Source organism: Bacillus sp. C30 (assembly GCF_040838255.1).
Lineage (GTDB): Bacteria > Bacillota > Bacilli > Bacillales > Bacillaceae_G > Bacillus_A > Bacillus_A mycoides.
In genome coordinates this window covers 1-4408 of sequence record NZ_JBFPJH010000276.1, presented here as the reverse complement: position 1 = coordinate 4408, position 4408 = coordinate 1, and the positions used below count along the sequence as shown (strand labels likewise).

Genomic DNA, 4408 nt, shown 5'->3' with positions numbered 1-4408 from the left:
ATAAAATTTATTAAAAATCAATGAAAAAATAGCAGATTTTCATGAGAGGATTCGTTTTAGAAACGGGGGATATAGATATATAATAGGAAGTAATAAAGTTTACAAATAATGAATGGAGAAAGAAAAATGTTATTAAATCAACGTTTTACAATTGGGGAAATGGCGAAAATGCATAATATAGCGGAATCTACATTACGTTATTATGATGAAAAAGGGATTTTTCATCCGTCAATTGTTGACCCTCAAACCAATTATCGTTATTACACAATTGATCAGTTTTCACTATTAGATACGATTAAATTTTTACGCCAATTGAACATCCCGTTAAAGGAAATAAAGAAATATATTGATGAACGAAATCCATCTTATGCGCTGAATTTACTTGAAAAACAACAAGAAATGATGCTGAAAAAACAAAGAGAAATCGAGTATGCTTTGGCAAAAATGGAACATAAAATCCATTTAATGAAGAAAGCGACGAAATCTGAAGCAAATCAAATTATTTATAAAAAGATACCGAAACGAAAAATTACAGCAATTGCAGTTGCACCAAATACAACGGATGATATGTTTGAATATTATATCCATTCGTTGCAAAAAAATATGAAGCAAATTGATAATAGTTTATTTTCAGGTGATATCGGTGTAACAGTTTCAAAAAAAGCATTAATGCAAAATGAGTTTCAAGCATATAACCGTGTGTTTATTTTATTGGATTACATGCCTTTTGAAGCGCATACTTCAGATGAAATAAAAGAAGGGATATTTGCCTGTTCTTATCATCATGGATCATATGAAGAAACAGACGCAACGTATACGGAATTATTAAAGCACATTGATAACGAAGGATATGAAGTGTGCGGAGATGCACTGGAACTTGCATTAATTGATTGGTCCGTAACAGAAAATCCGAAGGAGCAAGTAACGGAAATTCAAATACCTGTTGTTAAAAAATAGGCTTATATATTTTTCGATTCTCTATTGACCTTCAAGTAACTTGAAGGTTTAAACTGTGAACAGAGCATTGAAAAAGGAGCATTTATATGATGGAAACAACAGAAAAATTAAGAGAAAAACCAATTAAAAGTTTATTTATTACGTATTTAATACCAGCTGTTCTTGGGATGGTATTAATGTCGGTTAATATTGTGATTGATGCAGTCATGATTAGTAGGGGAGTTGGAGCGAACGGTTTAGCCGGAGTAAACGTAGCTATTCCAGCATTTTCAATTTTCTTCTCTATTTCATTATGGATTGGAATGGGCGGAGCAACGCTATATTCCATTGCACTAGGTGAAAATAAACTGGAAAGAGCAAGGTCTATCTTTACTCAATCTATGACAGTAGCAGTTGTTATCGTTGGCGTTTTAGCGGCTATTTGCTTATGGAGAATAGAAGATTTAGCATATTTATTTGGTGCGAATGAAGTGATTTTACCATACGCATTAGACTATTTACAGGTGTTATTAACATTTGGAATGATATACGTTTTAGAAAATATTTTAAGTACATTTATACGAAATGATGGAAATCCTAATTTAGCAATGGCAGGTCTTGTTGTAACGGCTGTATTAAATATAGTGTTCGACTATATTTTTATTTTCATCTTGGGATGGGGTGTAACTGGTGCTGCTTCAGCGACTATTCTTTCGGCAGCAATTGGTTTCCTTGTATTATTAACTCACTTCTTTAGAAAAAGTAGTATTTTAAAATGGACGAAATTCCACTTTGAATGGGATACGGTTAAACAAATTATGGTGATCGGTTTCCCAAGCTTTACAGCAGAAAGTACAGTTGCAATCGTAACGATCGGTGTTAACATTGCATTCGTTCAATATGCAGGAGAAATAGGAGTCGCTTCCTATGCGATGGTGAATAGTATTCATGCAATGACATTACTATTATTCTTCGGTGTTGGTGCAGCATTACAACCAATCGCTAGTTTCCATTACGGTGCAAACTTATCAGAAAGATTGCGTGAAGGATTACAGTTTGCTGTAAAAATTGCGCTTGTACTCGGAGGCATTGCGATTGTTGGCGGTTTATTCTTCGGGAAATATATTATAGGTTTATTTAATGTTCAATCGCCAGAACTATTGGAGTTAACGTTAACAGGTATTAGTTTATTCTTTATTCAATATGTATTTTTAGGCTATAACATTGTGTATGGAGAGTATTTCCAATCAGTGCGACAAACGAAAAAATCAGTACTTATAATAATGAGCCGAGGTTTACTATTTGTTATCCCATTGTTATGGATTATGCCAAAAGTATTTGGTATAAACGGAATTTGGCTCGTTATGCCAGTAGCGGAAGTATTGACAGCAATTATCGTATTTACGATGAATCGTATGAAACATCCTGTTCCGTTAAACATGGCGAGAGAGAAAAAAGCAATATAGTGAAGAAAATCCCCTTGAACAAGTAAGGGGATTTTTTTTCATTCTTTTAAACTAATCGCAAAAGATCCATCTGTCTCCTGCACAGAAGCGAAAGCCACATTTTTAATATTTGTAACGCCTTTCTCCATTAACTCTGCATGTAACCACTTTTCATTTTTATGGATTAATTTTAAGTTATCGTATTGAATTTGTGAATCAACGATAAGAGCAATTGGTAAGCCTGCATACTTAACATTTATATTCAAATCTTTTGGAGTCAGAGGCACAAGTTCTCTTTTTGGTAAAATACTAATAGCTCCATTCGCTTCTAATATCGCATACTCAATTTCATGAACACTTGGATATCCTGCGACGCGAAGGTTTGAAAGCAATTCAGGGATCGGATATCTACTTTTTTGTAAGTTCTCAAAAATAATATCACCATGTTTAATTAAAATAATGGGGTGTCCGAGAATAAAACGATTTAGTTTGTTGAGTAGGCTTAATTTTGTAAGAAGCAAATGCAAACATGTAATAACGACCATACCGAGAAATGCTTGTAAAGCACCAGCGACTGGTATGGCTTGAAAAGCTAAATAAGATAAAAAGATAATAGCCCCAAAATCATGAGGAGTTAGTTGTGCTAATGCAGATTTACCAAGTAGCTTAAGTGATAGTAAAAATAAGATAAAAAAGAATGATACGTTACATAAAAAGAGAAGCAATAGGGACACTCCTTCGTGCGAAGTTGTACTTACTATTCCCGAAATTAATAGAAATATTACCTTTTGGAGGATAAATTAGGCTTAATTGGAATTTGTCTGTATACAAACGAATAAATGGATATTATGATGAAGGAAGTAAAGGGAATAGGGGTATATGGATATGAGAAAGAAGAAAATAATCAAGTATATTTTAGTTGTTATAATGATTTGCGCCGTATATGCGGGGTTTTTACAATATAACATTTATAAGCATGGGCATATGAATGCAATTGATGATGCGGATTATATAATTGTACTAGGATCGAAAGTAAATGGAACAAAACCTTCTTATTCATTGCAATATCGTATTGATAAAGCAGCTGAGTATTTAAAATTACATGATAAAACAATTGCTATTGTATCTGGAGGCCAAGGAAAAGGTGAAGATATTACAGAAGCATTAGCGATGAAACAAGGATTAATGAAACAAAATATTGCAGAAGACCGCATTATAATGGAAGATAAGTCGACGAGCACAGATGAAAATATTAAATTCTCAAAACCGTTAATTCCAGCCAATATGAAAAAAGGTATGATCGTAACAAACGATTTCCATATGTTTAGAGCGAAAAAAATAGCTGCAAAACAAGGTTTGCAATTAGAAGGGCTTCCGGCCAAAACACCGAAGCCAATTATCATTCCATCGAATGTACGAGAATATTTAGCGATTACGCAATATTGGTTTATGAATCGAATATAGTTAAAGTAATCCCGCCCGAAATTTGAGGCGGGATTTATTTCGAGGGAAATCTTACAAAAATGTCATGTTCATGAAAGGTAAAGCGATAGTTTCTGGAAAGGTTTCCTGACATAATGAAGGTAACAAAAACTTTAGAGGTGATTCGGTTGAAAGGAAATAATATTTTATCTTCGCTATGTTACTTTAGTATCTTTTTTGCACCATTTTTACTACCAATTATCGTGTACTTCGTTGCGGAAGATGAAGTGAAATATCATGCGAAAAAAGCATTTTGGTCACATGTTTTCCCATATGCAATTTTATTTGGAGGGTTAGCTTTATCAGGAGTATACGGTTTAAGTTTCAATCAGTCTGAGAGCGTTGGAATTGGGATGGTTATAACGTATGCAGTGTTTATTCTTGTAGGGATTTACTACTTCATTTGGAATATTGTTAAAGGTATTAAAGTATTGAAAGCAGCTTAACAAGAATTGTATAATAGCATATTAATTCGACGTTATTTAGCGATAGATTAATATATTGAAATTGTCGCTAATATAATTTCATTTACCATAATAAAAGAT

Annotated in this window: 5 protein-coding genes; 4 read left to right on the top strand and 1 reads right to left on the bottom strand. The window is 33.2% G+C overall.

Annotation, left to right across the window (positions count from 1 at the left end):
* Positions 1-126 precede the first annotated feature (126 nt).
* The gene (locus AB3X49_RS18350) at positions 127-957 is read left to right on the top strand and encodes a MerR family transcriptional regulator (protein ID WP_367963859.1); all 831 of its coding nucleotides are present in this window, start codon (positions 127-129) and stop codon (positions 955-957) included.
* Between the two features lie 89 nt (positions 958-1046).
* Entirely contained in the window at positions 1047-2402 is a 1356-nt protein-coding gene (locus AB3X49_RS18345; protein ID WP_367963861.1) for an MATE family efflux transporter, read from the top strand.
* 38 nt (positions 2403-2440) lie between these two features.
* Here AB3X49_RS18345 and AB3X49_RS18340 read toward each other — a convergent pair whose 3' ends face one another.
* Positions 2441-3106 carry a DUF421 domain-containing protein gene (locus AB3X49_RS18340; RefSeq protein ID WP_002126540.1) on the bottom strand — a complete coding sequence of 222 codons (666 nt, stop codon included), beginning with the start codon at positions 3104-3106 and terminating at the stop codon, positions 2441-2443.
* A gap of 202 nt (positions 3107-3308) precedes the next feature.
* On the opposite strand from AB3X49_RS18340, the gene AB3X49_RS18335 reads away from it, so the two are divergent.
* Complete coding sequence (locus AB3X49_RS18335) at positions 3309-3845, top strand: YdcF family protein (protein ID WP_306475273.1); 537 nt, start codon at positions 3309-3311, stop codon at positions 3843-3845.
* A 146-nt stretch (positions 3846-3991) separates the two neighbouring features.
* Complete coding sequence (locus AB3X49_RS18330; RefSeq protein ID WP_002011879.1) at positions 3992-4309, top strand: magnetosome magnetite crystal formation protein family; 318 nt, start codon at positions 3992-3994, stop codon at positions 4307-4309.
* Positions 4310-4408: the final 99 nt, after the last annotated feature.